We start from the raw sequence: 12,830 nt of genomic DNA, 5'->3' as shown, positions 1-12,830 counted from the left end.
ACGATATATCGCAAAGACGGAGCCCCATGCCCATGCGTGAACATACCCCCCATGACCCCTTCGAGCGGCGCCCCGGCCGTGGCGAGCGTGGCCCCCGCGTGTTCGCCCCCGGTGACCTCAAACTGCTGATGCTGGACCTGCTCGCCGAGCAGCCCGGCCATGGCTACGACCTGATCCGTCAGATTGAAAACCTGTTCGACGGCAGCTACAGCCCCAGCCCTGGGGTGATCTACCCCACCTTGAACTTCCTTGAAGAAGCCGAGCTGATCAGTGGGCAGGTGCAGGGCAGCAAACGCCTCTATGCCATCACCGATGCCGGCCGCAATGCCTTGGCCGAGCAGGCTGTAGCACTGGACGGCGTACGCATGCGCATCGAAGTCAGCAAGCGCGCCCTGCGCGGCCACGACCGCCCGCCAGAAATTCATGAAGCCGTCGGCAACCTGCGCCACGCACTGCACATGCACAGCGGCCGCTGGACAGCAGAAGAAATCGAGCGGGTCCGCGACCTGCTCAACCATACCGCCAAGGCCATTGCCTCCGGGCCGGCCGAACCTGTCAGGGAGACTCCCCATGAGTGACAGCATTCACCGCGTCAACCACGAGATCCGCCAACGCCGCCTGCAAGTGCTGCGGGTGACCGACCTGACCCCGCGCATGCGCCGCATCACCCTGGGTGGTGCCGAGCTTCAGGGCTTCACCAGCGTGGGCAGCGACGACCATATCAAGCTGCTGTTCGGCGAAACGCCAGAGCAGCAACAGGCCATCGAGGCACGCAACCTGGGCAAGGAGGGTGGCGCACGGCCAACCATGCGCGAATACACGCCACGGCGCATCGACCTGGTAGCCAATGAGCTGGACATCGACTTCGTACTGCACGGCGATGGCCCTGCCTCTACCTGGGCTGCGCAGGCCGCACCCGGGCAAACCCTGAACATCGCCGGGCCACGGGCTTCGCTGGTGGTGCCGGATATTTTCGACAGCTACTTGCTGATTGGTGACGAGACTGCCATCCCGGCGATTGGTCGGCGGCTGGAGGAGTTGCCCGCAGGCCGCAAGGTGCTGGCGGTGATCCAGATCGAGGACGAACAGGAACGTCAGCCGCTGCCGAGCAAGGCTCAGGTGGAAGTGATTTGGGTGCGTCGACAGCAGGAAGACTTGCTGGCACTGGTGCAGAACCTGACCTTGCCGCAAGGTCGTTTGTATGGCTGGGTGGCGCTGGAAAAAGCCCTCACCCGCCAGGCCAAGACGCTGTTGCTGGAGAAAGGCGTGCCTGAGGATGCTTTGAAAGCCGCGGCTTACTGGCGGGCCGACGGCACTGCGGACGACGAATAACTGTTTTCAGCCTGCTCGGGCCTCTTCGCGGGTGAACCCGCTCCCACAAGTAAATCACAAGCATTGAAGACTGTGGTATTCCTGTGGGAGCGGGTTCACCCGCGAAGAGGCCCATACAGGTCAAGCAACCCTGTGCATGTTACCCGATCGTCGTAGGAGCGGGTTTACCCGCGAAGAGGCCGGCACAGGCTAAGCAACCCTGTGCATCCCCCGCCACCGATCCACCACCAGCAACACCAGCCCGATCCCCCAGAACCCCGCCAGCACCCCCAGGGCATTGAGCATCACCCGCCCATACCCCAGGCTCGCCACATCGATGAACGGGTAGGCATACACGCCAATCTCGCTCCCCCGCCACAGCGCATAGCCAAAGTAAACCGCCGGGTACAGCGCCCACGCCGCCAAGTGCCATAGCCGCAGGCGGCCCTTGGGTACCTCACACCACCAGTACAGGGTATACAGCACCGGCATCACGTCGTGCAGCAACTCGTCCGCCAGCCACTGCCAGCCCTGCGGCTGCCACAGGTGGCGTAACAACACGCTGTAGGCCAGCGCCACCAACAAGATGCTGGCGGCCACCGCAGAACTCACCGTCGGCGACAGGAAAAAACGCCTGGCACGGCCTTCACGACCGAACGCCGCATAACTGAGCACCGTCGCCACCAGGGTATTGGTCAGCACGGTGAAATAGCCGAACACATTGATCAGGCCGCCAATCAGGCTGGCCTGTTCCTGCCAACGCGCCAGCAGCACCAGGTAAACCTGCACGGCCAGGCCGAACCAACCCAGCACTGCCATGCCGGTCAGCCAGGGGCGGCGCGGCATGTCAGGCCTGACGCTGCAGCTTCACATACAACTGCTCGACCTTTTCCCGCGCCCAGGGCGTTTTACGCAGGAAGGTCAGGCTCGACTTGATGGTCGGGTTGCTCTTGAAGCAGCGCACGTCGATGCGCTCGGCCAGGCCCTGCCATTGGTAGTGCGCCACCAACTCGGTGAGGATCTGTTCGAGGGTCTTGCCGTGCAGCGCGTTGTGTTGGGCCGTGCTCATGCTGTGCTCCGTAGGAAAGATGCGCACCTTACACGAGTGTAGTGGCGGGTGGGATCAGGCAAGGCGACAGAAAAATTGCTGGCCATAGGCAAAACCTCTGTGCTGAAATAGTTATGTTATGTTGTAACACTATAAAAGCATCTGCCAAGGAACGCCCCATTCCCATGCTGTACTCACCGCTTCGCCTCTCCCCCCTTGCCGTCGCGCTCTGGCTGGCCGCCTCACCCAGCCAGGCCGTGGAACTCGAACCCCAGGTCATCACCGCCAACCCATTGGGCAACCGCCAGCTGGCAGCGCCCAGTACCGTGCTCGAAGGCGACAACCTGCTGCAACAGCAGCACGGCAGCCTGGGTGAAACCCTGAACAAGCAACCCGGTGTCGCCTCGACCTGGTTCGGCCCTGGCGCCAGCCGCCCGGTCATTCGTGGCCTGGACGGCGACCGCATCCGCATCCTGCGCAACGGCGTGGGCGCGCTGGATGCCTCGTCGCTGTCCTATGACCACGCCGTACCGCTGGACCCGGTGACCGTCGACCGCGTCGAAATCGTCCGCGGCCCGGCCGCCCTGCTGTATGGCGGCAACGCCATCGGCGGCGTGGTCAACACCTTCGACAACCGCATCCCGGATTCGCCGATCGAGGGCATCCACGGTGCCGGCGAACTGCGTTACGGCGGCGCCGACACCACCCGCAGCAGCGCCGGTAAACTCGAGGCCGGCAACGGCGCCTTCGCCCTGCACCTGGACGCGAACAGCCGCCAGTTCAACGACCTGCGCATCCCTGGCTACGCACGCAGCGCCAAGGTGCGTGATGCCGACGACCCCGGCAGCAAGCACCGCCTGGAAAACAGCGATGGCCGCCAGGACGGCGGCGCCATCGGTGGTGCCTACCACTGGGACCACGGCTACGCCGGCCTGTCGTACAGCCGCTACGACAGCAACTATGGCTCGGTGGCCGAATCCGGCGTGCGCCTGGACATGAAGCAGGACCACTACGCCTTCGCCTCCGAACTGCGCGACCTCGACGGCCCGTTCAGTTCGGTCAAGGTCGATGCCGGCTACACCGACTACGAACACAGCGAAATCGAAGAAGGCGAGGTGCACACCACCTTCAAGAACAAGGGCTACGAAGCACGTATCGAAGCCCGCCATCAGCCGCTTGGGCCTGTAGAAGGGGTGATTGGTGCACAGGTCAGCCGCAACGAATTCTCCGCCCTGGGCGAGGAAGCCTTCGTTCCGCACACCAATACCGACAGCCTGGCGCTGTTCATGCTTGAGCAGTGGCAAGCCACCGAGCGCCTGAACCTGAGCCTGGGTGCACGCATGGAGCACACCCGTGTAGACCCGGACGCCAAGGGCAACGAGAACTTCGTCGACGCCGACAGCACCAGCAGCTTCAACGCCTTCAGCCTGTCTTCAGGCGCGGTTTACCAGCTCGACCCGATCTGGTCGCTGGCGGCCAACCTCGGCTACACCGAGCGTGCCCCGACCTTCTACGAGCTGTATGCCAATGGCGCGCACGTGGCCACCGGTGCCTTTGAAGTCGGCGATGCCAGCCTGAACAAGGAAAAAGCCATTTCCGCCGACCTGGCCCTGCGTTTCGACAATGGCACGCACAAAGGCAGCGTCGGCGTGTTCTACAGCCACTTCCGCAACTACATCGGCCTGATCGGTACCGGCAACCTGCGCGAAGGCGGGCATGACCACGGCCATGACGAAGATGACCACGACCATGATCACGATCACGACGACGGCTTCCCGGAATACCAGTACCAGGGCGTGCGGGCGCGCTTCTACGGCATCGAGGCCCAGGACCGCTGGCAGCTGGCCGAGAACCGTTATGGCAGCTTTGCACTGGAATTGTCCGGTGATTACACCCGGGCCAAGAACCTCGACAGCGGCGAACCACTCCCCCGCATCGCCCCACTGCGGTTGAACAGCGGCCTGGTCTGGGAACTGGACCGCTGGCAGGCCCGGGTAGACGTGCAGCACGCGGCATCGCAGCACCGCAAGCCGGCCAATGAAACCAGCACCGATGGCTACACCACGCTGGGCGCCAGCGTTGGCTACCGCTTCGAAGTTGGCCAGAGCCAGTGGCTGGCATTTGTACGCGGGGAAAACCTGACCGACCAGACCGTGCGCTATGCCAGCTCGATCCTGCGTGATATTGCGCCGGCGCCGGGGCGTAGTGTGGAAGTGGGCTTGCGTACCACCTTCTAGCCCTGACGCGATTCACTGTGGGAGCGGGTTCACCCGCGAATGCGGCGGTAACCCCACCATCGCATTCGCGGGTGAACCCGCTCCCACAGATCCCTCAATTGCCCTCTCGACATACCTACTGTTACCCGATCAGCAACAATCAACTGCGACAATTTGTCTTTTTTTCTTACAACTTCCCCTATATCCTCCCCGCCGCAAGCTGAAACGCTTCACTCACACCATCTTGTCGCCATATCCATTGAAGGGCTGTCCCTTCGATGCGCTTGCCGTTTTTTCAATAATCAGAAGATAGCGCTACCTCATGCTCCAACTGCCCAAAACCTGTTACATCGGCCTTGCCCTCAGTGCCTTGGCCAGCCCCGCCGGCGCCAGCGAAATGTTCGCCAGCGACTCACCCTGGATGCTCGGCGACTGGGGCGGCACCCGCAGCCAGCTGCTGGAACAAGGCTACGACTTTACCCTCGGCTACACCGGCGAGATGGGCAGCAACCTGCACGGCGGCTACGACCACGACCGCACCGCGCGCTACAGCGACCAGTTCACCTTCGGCAGCCACCTGGACCTGGAAAAGATCCTCGGCTGGCATGACACCGAAATGCAGTTGACGGTTACCGAGCGCCATGGCGACAACATCAGCAACGACCGCATCAACGACCCGCGCGTGGGCGGCTTCACCTCGGCCCAGGAAGTCTGGGGCCGTGGCGAAACCTGGCGGCTGACGCAGCTATGGATCAAGCAAAAGTACTTCGATGGCGCGCTGGACGTTAAATTCGGCCGTTTCGGTGAAGGCGAGGACTTCAACAGCTTCCCTTGCGACTTCCAGAACCTGGCCTTCTGCGGCTCGCAGGTCGGTAACTGGGTGGGTGGCATCTGGTACAACTGGCCGGTCAGCCAGTGGGCCCTGCGCGTGCGCTACAACCTCAACCCCGAGCTGTACGCCCAGGTTGGCGTGTTCGAACAGAACCCCTCCAATCTCGAGTCGGGCAACGGCTTCAAGCTCAGCGGCAGCGGCACCCAGGGCGCAGTGATGCCGGTCGAACTGGTATGGAGCCCACGTATCCAAGGCCTGAAAGGGGAATATCGCGCCGGCTACTACTACAGTAATGCCAAGGCACAAGATGTTCTCAAGGACAGCAACGGTCAGCCGGCAGCCCTCAGCGGCGCCGCCTACCGCAGCAGCTCGAGCAAGCATGGCTTGTGGCTCGGCGCCCAGCAGCAAGTGACATCGCTGGCGTCCGACCAGTCGCGCGGCCTGAGCCTGTTCGCCAACGCCACGGTGCACGACAAGAAGACCAATGCCATCGACAACTATGTACAGGCAGGGCTGGTATACAAAGGGCCCTTCGACGCCCGCGCCAAGGACGACATCGGTTTCGCCCTGGCCCGTGTTCACGTCAACCCTGCCTACCGCAAGAACGCCCGCCTGGCCAACCAGGCCGCAGGCCTGGACGACTACGACAACCCCGGTTTCCTGCCCGTGCAGGACACCGAGTACAGCGCCGAGCTGTACTACGGCATCCATCTGGCCGACTGGCTCACGGTACGCCCCAACCTGCAGTACATCCGCCACCCGGGCGGGGTGTCGCAGGTCGATGGCGCCCTGATCGGCGGCCTGAAGATCCAGAGCAGTTTCTAACCCCTTTTTTTGACCTGACGGAGAACCTACGATGAGCACTGAAGGTGCCAACCATGGAAGCCGCTGGCTACCGCGCCTGATCGGCGTACTGCTGTTACTGATGGGGCTGGCCCTGCTGGCCGGCGGTATCAAATTGAGCCAGGTGGGCGGATCGCTGTACTACCTGATCGCCGGTATCGGCTTTGCCCTGTCCGGCGCCCTGCTGCTGGCCCAACGCCGCATCGCCCTGGGCCTGTACGGCCTGGTGCTGCTGGGCAGCACCGTCTGGGCGCTGCTCGAAGTCGGCCTGGACTGGTGGCAACTGGTGCCGCGCCTGGCCCTGTGGTTCGCCATCGGCGTGGTACTGCTGCTGCCATGGGCACGCCGCCCGCTGACCGGCCCGGCCAGCAAGGTCAACACGGCCGTGCTCAGTGTGGCCGTGGTCGCTTCCGGCGCCTGCGCCCTGGGCAGCCAGTTCACCCACCCCGGTGAAGTGTTCGGCGAACTGGGCCGCGACAGCAGCGAAATGGCCAGCGCCGCCCCGGCCATGCCGGATGGCGAATGGCAGGCCTACGGCCGCACCGAGCATGGCGACCGCTACTCGCCACTGCGCCAGATCACCCCGCAGAACGCCTACCGCCTGGAAGAAGCCTGGCGCATCCGCACCGGTGACCTGCCGACCGAAAACGACCCGGTGGAGCTGACCAACCAGAACACCCCGCTGAAGGTCAACGGCATGCTCTACGCCTGCACCGCGCACAGCCGCCTGCTGGCCCTGGACCCGGACACCGGCGCGGAAATCTGGCGCTACGACCCGCAGGTCAAGAGCCCGACCGGCACCTTCAAGGGCTTTGCCCACATGACCTGCCGCGGCGTTTCGTACTATGACGAAAACCGCTATGTCAGCCGCGATGGCAGCCCGGCGCCGAAAATTACCGACGCCGGCCAGGCCGTAGCCCAGGCCTGCCCGCGCCGCCTCTACCTGCCGACCGCAGACGCCCGCCTGATCGCCATCAACGCCGACAACGGCAAGGTGTGCGAAGGTTTCGCCAACCAGGGCGTGATCGACCTCACCACCGGCATTGGCCCGTTCACCGCTGGCGGCTACTACTCCACCTCGCCTGCCGCGGTCACCCGTGACCTGGTGATCATCGGTGGCCACGTCACCGACAACGAGTCGACCAACGAACCGTCGGGCGTGATTCGCGCTTACGATGTGCACGACGGCCATCTGGTGTGGAACTGGGACAGCAACAACCCGGACGACACCAAACCGCTGGCAGCCGGCAAGCTGTACAGCCGCAACTCGGCCAACATGTGGTCGATCGCCAGCGTCGACGAAGACCTTGGCATGATCTACCTGCCACTGGGCAACCAGACCCCGGACCAGTGGGGCGCCGACCGCACCCCGGGTGCCGAGAAGTACAGCGCCGGCGTGGTCGCCCTGGACCTGGCCACCGGCAAGGCCCGCTGGAACTACCAGTTCACCCACCACGACCTGTGGGACATGGACGTCGGCAGCCAGCCGACCCTGGTGCACCTGAAGACCGACGATGGCGTGAAGCCGGCGATCATCGTGCCGACCAAGCAAGGCAGCCTGTATGTGCTTGACCGCCGCGACGGCACGCCGATCGTGCCTATCCGCGAAATCCCCACTCCGCAAGGTGCGGTGAAAGGCGACCACACCTCGCCGACCCAGGCCCGCTCCGACCTCAACCTGCTTGGTCCGGAACTGACCGAACAGGCCATGTGGGGCGCCACGCCGTTCGACCAGATGCTGTGCCGCATCCAGTTCCGCGAGCTGCGCTACGAGGGCCAGTACACCCCGCCGTCCGAGCAGGGCTCGCTGGTGTACCCGGGCAACGTCGGCGTGTTCAACTGGGGCAGCGTGTCGGTCGACCCGGTGCGCCAACTGCTGTTCACCTCGCCCAACTACATGGCCTTCGTGTCCAAGATGGTCCCGCGTGAGCAGGTTGCCGAAGGCAGCAAGCGCGAAAGCGAGACCAGCGGTGTGCAGCCGAACACCGGCGCACCGTATGCAGTCACCATGCACCCGTTCATGTCGCCGCTGGGCGTACCGTGCCAGGCCCCGGCCTGGGGCTATGTCGCCGCCATCGACCTGTTCACCAACAAGGTGGTGTGGAAGCACAAGAACGGTACCACCCGCGACAGCACCCCGGTGCCGATCGGATTGCCGGTTGGCGTGCCAAGCATGGGTGGCTCGATCGTAACCGCAGGTGGCGTCGGCTTCCTCAGCGGCACCCTCGACCAGTACCTGCGCGCCTATGACGTGAACAACGGCAAGGAACTGTGGAAAGCCCGCCTGCCAGCGGGTGGCCAGGCCACGCCGATGAGCTACACCGGCAAGGATGGCAAGCAGTATGTGCTGGTAACGGCCGGCGGGCATGGCTCGCTGGGTACGAAAATGGGCGATTACATCATCGCTTACAAACTGGCTGATTAACCCTCAAGTGCGGCAGTGACTGTGCTGTCGCATTCGCGGCGGTTCGACGCCTCGATAAAACCGCTCCTACAGTTACCGCGCCGTCCTCAAGGCCAGCGCGGTAACTGTAGGAGCGGGTTTACCCGCGAAGAGGCCGGAACAGGCCGCCTCCTCTCTGCTGCCTTCGTCTACCATTGAAACCCATCCCTCCCCGCCCCATCTAAGCACCATAGTCATTCACGCAGGTGCCCCATGAGCGACCAGCAGGATTTCCCGGAACACCCCGACGAACACAGCGAAGTCGAACACACCACCCAGGCCGAACCCGGCCATGCCCTCGCCCTGCCCGGCCAGCAGCTGCCGGACAAGGTCTACGTGATCCCGATCCACAATCGCCCGTTCTTCCCGGCGCAGGTACTGCCGGTCATCGTCAACGAAGAGCCTTGGGCCGAAACCCTCGACCTGGTGGCCAAGTCACCGGATCACTGCCTGGCACTGTTCTTCATGGACACCCCGCCAGAAGACCATCGCCACTTCGACACCGCAGCGCTGCCGCAGTACGGCACGCTGGTCAAGGTGCACCATGCCAGCCGTGAAAACGGCAAGCTGCAGTTCGTCGCCCAGGGCCTTACCCGGGTCCGCATCCGCACCTGGCTCAAGCACCACCGCCCGCCCTATCTGGTCGAAGTCGAGTACCCGCGCCAGCCGGCGGAACCAACCGACGAGGTGAAGGCTTACGGCATGGCCCTGATCAACGCGATCAAGGAGCTGCTGCCGCTCAACCCGCTGTACAGCGAAGAGCTGAAGAACTACCTCAACCGCTTCAGCCCCAACGACCCGTCGCCGCTCACCGACTTCGCCGCCGCACTGACCTCGGCCACCGGCAACCAGTTGCAGGAGGTGCTGGACTGCGTGCCCATGCTCAAGCGCATGGAAAAGGTCCTGCCTATGCTGCGCAAAGAGGTAGAGGTCGCGCGCCTGCAGAACGAGATCTCGGCCGAGGTCAACCGGCAGATCGGCGAACACCAGCGCGAGTTCTTCCTCAAGGAGCAGCTCAAGGTCATCCAGCAGGAGCTGGGCCTGACCAAGGACGATCGCAGTGCCGACCTTGAACAATTCGAACAGCGCCTCGAAGGCAAGACCCTGCCGCCCCAGGCGCAAAAGCGCATCGATGAAGAGATGGGCAAGCTGGCCATCCTCGAAACCGGCTCGCCGGAATACGCCGTCACCCGCAACTACCTCGAATGGGCCACCGCCCTGCCGTGGGGCGTGTACGGCAAGGACAAGCTCGACCTCAAGCATGCGCGCAAGGTGCTCGACCAGTACCACGCAGGCCTCGACGACATCAAGGAACGCATCCTCGAATTCCTCGCCGTAGGCGCCTGGAAGGGCGAAATCAGCGGCTCGATCGTGCTGCTGGTAGGCCCGCCCGGGGTGGGGAAGACCAGTATCGGCAAGTCGATCGCCGAGTCGCTCGGCCGGCCGTTCTACCGTTTCAGCGTCGGCGGCATGCGCGACGAAGCTGAAATCAAAGGCCACCGCCGCACATACATTGGCGCGCAGCCCGGCAAGCTGGTCCAGGCCTTGAAAGACGTCGAAGTGATGAACCCGGTGATCATGCTCGACGAAATCGACAAGATGGGCCAGAGCTATCAAGGCGACCCGGCGTCAGCGTTGCTGGAAACCCTCGACCCGGAACAGAACATCGACTTCCTCGACCATTACCTCGACCTGCGCCTGGACTTGTCCAAAGTACTGTTCGTGTGTACTGCCAACACCCTGGACTCGATCCCCGGGCCGTTGCTCGACCGTATGGAAGTGATTCGCCTGTCCGGCTACATCACCGAAGAAAAACTGGCCATCGCCAAGCGCCACCTGTGGCCCAAACAGCTGGAAAAAGCCGGCGTGGCCAAGACCAGCCTCAGCATCAGCGACAGCGCCCTGCGCCTGGTCATCGAGGGTTACGCCCGCGAGGCCGGTGTGCGGCAACTGGAAAAGCAATTGGGCAAACTGGTGCGCAAGTCGGTGGTCAAGCTGCTGGAGAATCCCGATGCCAAGCTGAAGATCGGCCCCAAGGACCTTGAAGCTGCACTCGGCATGCCCGTGTTCCGCAGCGAGCAGGTACTGGCTGGCAAAGGTGTGATCACCGGCCTGGCCTGGACCAGCATGGGCGGCGCCACGCTGCCGATCGAGGCGACTCGCATACACACCCTCAACCGTGGCTTCAAGCTGACCGGCAAGTTGGGGGATGTGATGAAAGAGTCGGCGGAAATCGCCTACAGCTACGTCAGCTCCAACCTCAAGCAGTTTGGCGGTGACCCGGGCTTCTTCAACGAGGCTTTCATCCACCTGCACGTCCCCGAAGGTGCCACGCCCAAGGACGGCCCGAGTGCCGGTATCACCATGGCCAGCGCCTTGCTGTCACTGGCCCGCGACCAGGCACCGAAAAAAGGCGTGGCCATGACTGGCGAGCTGACCCTCACCGGCCAGGTGCTGCCGATTGGCGGGGTGCGTGAAAAGGTGATTGCGGCACGCCGGCAGAAGATCTTCGAACTGATCCTGCCGGAGCCTAACCGGGGTGACTTCGAAGAACTGCCGGACTACCTGCGTGACGGGCTGACAGTGCATTTTGCCAAGCGCTTTGCCGACGTGGCGAAAGTGCTCTTCTAACCTGTGCGGGCCTCTTCGCGGGTAAACCCGCTCCCACAGGTACTCCATTGGATTTGAAACCAGTGGAGTACCTGTGGGAGCGGGTTTACCCGCGAAGAGGCCCGCACAGGCAACACAAATCTGCTTGATCATCGGTTATCCTCAGGCCATCGCCAGCCTCCGGAGCCAACATGACCGCCCCTCGTCTGCTCGTTCCCCTGAGCTTTGCCCTGCTTTCTGCCTGCGCGCAACAACCCACGCAGCCCGTCGCACTGGACGCCGAAAGCGAATGCCCCATTCGCTTGCAAATAGGCCAGCCACTGACCCTGAGCTTGCCCAGCAACCCGTCCACCGGCTACCGCTGGCATGTCGAAAACCCTGCCGCAACCGTGCTGAACAGCCTCGGCCCCGAGGTATACAGCGCCCCCGAAGAAGAGGAAATGGTTGGTAGCGCCGGTGTTTCCACTTGGCGCTACCAGGCCACTAACGTCGGTACATCGCAGTTGGTGCTGGTTTACCAGCAACCCTGGGCTAAAGACGTTGCCCCGGTACAGACCTTTGAGTGCAAAGTCATCGTCCGTTGAGGGCAATCAGCAGCGGTCGTATGCCATCTGCACCACCTGCAAGTATTCGCAGAGGTCTTGCAGCGCGGCCACGGCATCCGGCAAAGCCATCTTAGGGTTTAGCGGTGCAGCCTGAGCCTGCCACTGCAACTCCAGCTTGCGAAGTTCATTCAGCCACTCATTCTTGAGTGGCTCGACTTCGGCCAGCGCCTTGACGGCATCGCGTTCATCCAAACTGTCTTTCAAGGTTTGCTGAACATTGCGCTGATCACGCAGCGCCTCGTCGATTCTTGTGTCCAGCTTGATGCGGGCGTTACTCAAATCATTGAACGTCTTGACCCCTTCCAGCACATCAGCATTTTTGCGTAGCTTTTGCGTCGCTGCCTTGAGCACACTCGCATCGATTTTCGGGTCCGTGATCAAACCCATGATCTGGTCAATTTCGTCATCGCTCGGTATCAGCCCCTTCAAGGCACTGGCAACGGAGGGTTTTTCCAATACGTCAATCGCCGCGACAATGTCTGATTGTTTTTGGCGCAGTTGCGCCACACGCGCTTCGAACTGTGTAACTTGTTGCCGGTGCATGTCGATGCGGCTGTCCAGTTGTGGCAATACCTCGATCAAGGAAGACAACGGGAAGAGTTCCAAGCGCTGATTTTGCCTGGCCAATACCGAATGAAGCTCGCCAAGACGATTCAGAACTGTTGCAAGTCGTTGGTGGCCATCCGTACCTGACTGGCTTGAAACAAACTGTCGATCCTCCAGCAACACGATAGCGCCGATCAGGCTTTCCTTGAACGAGCGCTCGACCGTCAGTAACAGTGCCCGTAACTCACCGAGTTGCTCACGCGCCCCCGGGAGCACTTTCATGCCCCAGGCATCGGCAAGGCTGAATATCTGATCCTGCACATCCTGCATGCGTGAAAAGTCGGGCACAGCGGCGTTGATATTTACCACGTCCATG

The 12,830-nt window shown here is 62.8% G+C and carries 10 protein-coding genes; 7 read left to right on the top strand and 3 right to left on the bottom strand.

The window, feature by feature from the left end; all coding sequences use genetic code 11:
* Positions 1-32: 32 nt before the first annotated feature.
* Together IAE39_RS07810 and IAE39_RS07805 are read left to right on the top strand one after the other, a co-directional pair.
* The gene (locus IAE39_RS07810) at positions 33-578 is read left to right on the top strand and encodes a PadR family transcriptional regulator (RefSeq protein WP_201200989.1); all 546 of its coding nucleotides are present in this window, start codon (positions 33-35) and stop codon (positions 576-578) included.
* Positions 571-1,332 (top strand): siderophore-interacting protein, encoded by a 762-nt coding sequence (locus tag IAE39_RS07805; protein WP_201200987.1) that lies wholly within the window; start codon positions 571-573, stop codon positions 1,330-1,332. The genes IAE39_RS07810 and IAE39_RS07805 overlap by 8 nt, the downstream gene beginning before the upstream one ends.
* A 189-nt stretch (positions 1,333-1,521) precedes the next feature.
* Here the strand turns inward: IAE39_RS07805 and IAE39_RS07800 are convergent, their stop codons facing one another.
* Together IAE39_RS07800 and IAE39_RS07795 are read right to left on the bottom strand one after the other, a co-directional pair.
* The gene (locus IAE39_RS07800) at positions 1,522-2,157 is read right to left on the bottom strand and encodes a Pr6Pr family membrane protein (protein ID WP_201200985.1); all 636 of its coding nucleotides are present in this window, start codon (positions 2,155-2,157) and stop codon (positions 1,522-1,524) included.
* A gap of 1 nt (position 2,158) precedes the next feature.
* Positions 2,159-2,380 (bottom strand): VF530 family DNA-binding protein, encoded by a 222-nt coding sequence (locus IAE39_RS07795; RefSeq protein WP_003252112.1) that lies wholly within the window; start codon positions 2,378-2,380, stop codon positions 2,159-2,161.
* Between the two features lie 164 nt (positions 2,381-2,544).
* Between IAE39_RS07795 and IAE39_RS07790 the strand changes: the two genes are divergently transcribed.
* The 5 genes from IAE39_RS07790 to IAE39_RS07770 all read left to right on the top strand — a co-directional run bounded on the left by IAE39_RS07790 (position 2,545) and on the right by IAE39_RS07770 (position 11,887).
* On the top strand, positions 2,545-4,596 hold the full coding sequence (locus IAE39_RS07790; RefSeq protein ID WP_201200983.1) for a TonB-dependent receptor: 2,052 nt from the start codon (positions 2,545-2,547) through the stop codon (positions 4,594-4,596).
* Between the two features lie 301 nt (positions 4,597-4,897).
* The gene (locus IAE39_RS07785; RefSeq protein ID WP_201200982.1) at positions 4,898-6,232 is read left to right on the top strand and encodes a carbohydrate porin; all 1,335 of its coding nucleotides are present in this window, start codon (positions 4,898-4,900) and stop codon (positions 6,230-6,232) included.
* Between the two features lie 31 nt (positions 6,233-6,263).
* Positions 6,264-8,675, top strand: coding sequence for a glucose/quinate/shikimate family membrane-bound PQQ-dependent dehydrogenase (locus IAE39_RS07780; RefSeq protein ID WP_201200981.1), 2,412 nt, complete (start codon positions 6,264-6,266; stop codon positions 8,673-8,675).
* 231 nt (positions 8,676-8,906) lie between these two features.
* The gene (lon, locus tag IAE39_RS07775) at positions 8,907-11,324 is read left to right on the top strand and encodes an endopeptidase La (protein WP_201200980.1); all 2,418 of its coding nucleotides are present in this window, start codon (positions 8,907-8,909) and stop codon (positions 11,322-11,324) included.
* 170 nt (positions 11,325-11,494) lie between these two features.
* Positions 11,495-11,887 (top strand): protease inhibitor I42 family protein, encoded by a 393-nt coding sequence (locus IAE39_RS07770; protein ID WP_201200979.1) that lies wholly within the window; start codon positions 11,495-11,497, stop codon positions 11,885-11,887.
* A 6-nt stretch (positions 11,888-11,893) separates the two neighbouring features.
* Here the strand turns inward: IAE39_RS07770 and IAE39_RS07765 are convergent, their stop codons facing one another.
* Positions 11,894-12,829, bottom strand: coding sequence for an alpha-xenorhabdolysin family binary toxin subunit B (locus IAE39_RS07765; RefSeq protein WP_201200975.1), 936 nt, complete (start codon positions 12,827-12,829; stop codon positions 11,894-11,896).
* Between the last annotated feature and the right edge of the window lies 1 nt (position 12,830).

Source organism: Pseudomonas sp. S37, from assembly GCF_016658545.1.
GTDB lineage: Bacteria > Pseudomonadota > Gammaproteobacteria > Pseudomonadales > Pseudomonadaceae > Aquipseudomonas.
The sequence above is the reverse complement of the archived record's forward strand: the minus strand, read 5'-3'. Positions and strand labels throughout refer to the sequence as shown.

Coding starts and splice junctions, on each gene's coding strand:
- IAE39_RS07810 (WP_201200989.1), top strand. CDS start 33: ATGCGTGAACATACCCCCCATGACCCCTTCGAGCGGCGCCCCGGCCGT.
- IAE39_RS07805 (WP_201200987.1), top strand. CDS start 571: ATGAGTGACAGCATTCACCGCGTCAACCACGAGATCCGCCAACGCCGC.
- IAE39_RS07800 (WP_201200985.1), bottom strand. CDS start 2,157: ATGCCGCGCCGCCCCTGGCTGACCGGCATGGCAGTGCTGGGTTGGTTC.
- IAE39_RS07795 (WP_003252112.1), bottom strand. CDS start 2,380: ATGAGCACGGCCCAACACAACGCGCTGCACGGCAAGACCCTCGAACAG.
- IAE39_RS07790 (WP_201200983.1), top strand. CDS start 2,545: ATGCTGTACTCACCGCTTCGCCTCTCCCCCCTTGCCGTCGCGCTCTGG.
- IAE39_RS07785 (WP_201200982.1), top strand. CDS start 4,898: ATGCTCCAACTGCCCAAAACCTGTTACATCGGCCTTGCCCTCAGTGCC.
- IAE39_RS07780 (WP_201200981.1), top strand. CDS start 6,264: ATGAGCACTGAAGGTGCCAACCATGGAAGCCGCTGGCTACCGCGCCTG.
- lon (WP_201200980.1), top strand. CDS start 8,907: ATGAGCGACCAGCAGGATTTCCCGGAACACCCCGACGAACACAGCGAA.
- IAE39_RS07770 (WP_201200979.1), top strand. CDS start 11,495: ATGACCGCCCCTCGTCTGCTCGTTCCCCTGAGCTTTGCCCTGCTTTCT.
- IAE39_RS07765 (WP_201200975.1), bottom strand. CDS start 12,829: ATGGACGTGGTAAATATCAACGCCGCTGTGCCCGACTTTTCACGCATG.